The 2468-nt window shown below is 66.2% G+C and carries 2 protein-coding genes and 1 rRNA gene; 2 read left to right on the top strand and 1 reads right to left on the bottom strand.

Annotated elements, in window-relative coordinates:
* Positions 1 to 88, top strand: a 5S ribosomal RNA gene (rrf, locus tag AC1DKN_RS20965); the annotation flags it as partial.
* A 276-nt stretch (positions 89 to 364) separates the two neighbouring features.
* Here rrf and AC1DKN_RS20960 read toward each other — a convergent pair.
* Entirely contained in the window at positions 365 to 1048 is a 684-nt protein-coding gene (locus AC1DKN_RS20960) for a DedA family protein (protein ID WP_476851869.1), read from the bottom strand.
* Positions 1049 to 1461: 413 nt separating this feature from the next.
* Here AC1DKN_RS20960 and AC1DKN_RS20955 point away from each other — a divergent pair, with 413 nt between their 5' ends.
* On the top strand, positions 1462 to 1719 hold the full coding sequence (locus AC1DKN_RS20955) for a DUF6924 domain-containing protein (RefSeq protein ID WP_374208305.1): 258 nt from the start codon (positions 1462 to 1464) through the stop codon (positions 1717 to 1719).
* Positions 1720 to 2468 lie beyond the last annotated feature (749 nt).

The raw sequence follows: 2468 nt of genomic DNA, 5'->3' as shown, positions 1-2468 counted from the left end.
CGGTCCCATCCCGAACCCGGAAGCTAAGACCCACAGCGCCGATGGTACTGCACCCGGGAGGGTGTGGGAGAGTAGGTCACCGCCGGAACACCATTAACGGTCGAGGACCCCCACCACAAGGTGGGGGTCCTCCCGCATTTACCCCCCCCCTCAGGCAGGGCCGGGACCCCGGCCCCGGAGCCCGGGCCCACGGCCGGCTGCCCCCAAACCGGTCCGGTACACGGCCAGATGCCCCCGGGCCGGGCCGGTAATCGCCCCTGGCGCCCGATCGCCCGATGAGGGGCCCTACGACGTCATATGCTCCGCCTTGAAGGAGGCCCCGCGTTGCTGCAGGAACGTACAGGCCGGACGCGCCTGGACGGCCTCATTCGGCATCGGGCACGCCGTCCCCTGCCCCTCCCGCTGACCTGAGCTTCCGGCGTCTGCGCCGGCGCCAGACGATCACCAGGCCAAGCACGACGAAGGGGACCAGCACCCAGCCGCCGATGTCGAGAGCGTCACCGATGGCATTGGCCAGCGCCCCGGCCAAATAGGCGAGAACACTGAGGCTCGCGACCCAGGCAATGGACCCTGTGATGGTCCAGAGCAGAAAATTGGGCCACGGCATCTTGGCGGCCCCCGCGGCAATGGCGCCCCAGAGCCGGACCACTATGACCCAGCGGCCGAAGAACAAGGCTTTGCCACCGTGCCGATCGAAGAACGACTCGAGCTGGAGGATGCGATTCTCGTCGGCGTGGAAGCGCCGTGCGAGTCGAAGCATCAGCGGACGGCCTCCCACCCGCCCAAGTACGTAGCCAATAGTGCTCCCGAGCATGGCGCCCAGGCTGCCGACCGCGATAACGGCGGCAAGGTTCAGGTCTCCGTGGCGCGCCGAGGCGTAGGCTCCAAGCAGGACGGCCACGGCGGGAAGCGGTACACCGGCGCACTGGGCCAGCACAATCACGAAGACGGCGAAGTAGTACGCCCATTCGTCCGCAACCCCTGCTTCCGCGGCGAAGTAGGCCGCCCAGCCGAGCGCCACGAAGCGGAAGGCAACTAATCCGGTCATCGCTCACACCTCACTCCGCTGCTCCGCCGTGGTTCATCATGACGGTCCCCGCGCTGCCCGCGTTCTGTCTGCGGTCATAACCCCCGCGACAGCACCGGGATGGCCCTTGTCTACCCTTGCGGCCGGGCCGCGTCAAGAGCACGCTGCGGACACTGCCCGGCCGGCGGCGGCACAGCGTTTCCGGCCGCGGCGCTAGGCTCGGCGCTCCGGCCGGATCGCCCGCAACCACCACCGCCCGCGCCGGTACGACCGCCGGACCTGCGCGTCTACTACGCCTCCTGCTTTAGGCCCTGAAGAGCTGCCCAGGTTCCCGGGACTATTGGCGACCGAAGACGCACGAAGGAAAGGCTCACACACAGGCCAAGCCCGCCCTCCCTCCTGGCGCGTACGCCCTTCAGCACCAAGACGCTTGGGTGGATGCGCTTTCCGAGCATGAAGATGGATTCCGCGCGTGGGTGAAGGCCGTTGATGACACTGCCTGGGATCGCGTCGGGTGGGAACACGTTCGCCAGGCGGCTCCGGCAGGCAATGAACACGCGTCGGTCTTGTTCGTCGTGGAAGGTGCCGCTCTTGAAAGCGGTATCCGATACAGATCACGGATCTGCGCGACGCATCGAGCCGACCGTTCCGATGCATTGCGGGCGAACTCAGGGGAGTCGATAACACCTTAGACATCGCGAACATCGACTGGGGGAGCTCTCAGTAAGCACAGACAGCAAGGGTGACTCCAGGGGGTTGCCTGACAGTTCTTGCTGCTTCGACGTCCTGGGAACAGGCTGCGGCCGAATCAATCGCTCGATCAAACCACGAGATCATGCAACTTCCGCCGCGGGTTGCAAGGTCCTTCGCTGATTCCAGGTAGCTGACGTTCGTCAGGTGTTCCCTTCAGCCATGATTTCGGCGGGGTGGCTGCTGTCGGGCCATCAACTCGTCATACGCCCCGGCAGATGGCAGACGGCAGTGCTGGCCGGAAGGCCGGCGATGATCGCGGCGGGATCCATGAGCCCGCGCAGGGTCAGGCAAGCCGTCCGACGTCCGGGAACCCGGTTGCGGTACCCCTCGAACAACACTTGGTTCGGAGTCTGGCCCAGAAGGCATCGGAAGCATCCTGCCGCGTCACGCCCCTGTGGCGGCCTGCATTCGACAACACGACGGCTGTTTGGCTGCAATTGCATGGGCCCGCCATGTGGGGGATCTGCTGGCACGGGGTTGGAGTGATGCACGGCATAGTGGCCGTGGGTGGCGGGGGAGCGTGTGATGAGGTGCGTGGCGGGTGGTTTTGGGTTGTGGTGGCGGGGTTTTTGGGTGGTGGGGTGGGTGTGGGGGGTGGAGTTGCGGTGGGGGCGTGGTGGGTGTATTGTTTTCTAAGTCGCCGCGAGGGAGACCAGCGGAAATGCTGGGAACCGGAGGCGGCCAATCC

This window comes from Arthrobacter sp. 01N444, from assembly GCF_056399305.1.
The sequence above is the reverse complement of the archived record's forward strand: the minus strand, read 5'-3'. Positions and strand labels throughout refer to the sequence as shown.